Below are 276 nucleotides of genomic sequence, written 5' to 3' on the forward strand. Positions count from 1 at the left end.
CTCGCCCTCGAAGCCTGCTGCGAACGTCCCGGTCGATGTCGTGGATCAGGTCACCGCCGCGCTCGTCGGCCTCGGCTGGTCCGAGAAGGTCGCCGCGGAGGCGGCTGCGCAGACGGCCGCCGAGGCGTCGGATGCAGAGCGGGCCGCGGTGGCGCCGCTGCTTCGCCGCACTCTGGCATTGCTGGGGCCGGCGCGTGTCTGACGTCCGCGACGCCGCCGAGCCGTCCGACGACACCGAGCTCGCGATCGAGGGAGCTCTGCGACCCACGAGCCTGG

Annotated in this window: 1 protein-coding gene; it reads left to right on the forward strand. The window is 73.9% G+C overall.

Annotated elements, in window-relative coordinates; genetic code table 11:
• A partial coding sequence (locus R0J87_RS20025; RefSeq protein WP_498888441.1) for a hypothetical protein occupies window positions 1-202 on the forward strand: 202 nt, incomplete at its 5' end.
• Between the last annotated feature and the right edge of the window lie 74 nt (window positions 203-276).

The organism is Halomonas sp. SIMBA_159 (assembly GCF_046536035.1).
In the GTDB taxonomy this organism is placed as follows: Bacteria; Pseudomonadota; Gammaproteobacteria; order Pseudomonadales; family Halomonadaceae; genus Vreelandella; species Vreelandella venusta_A.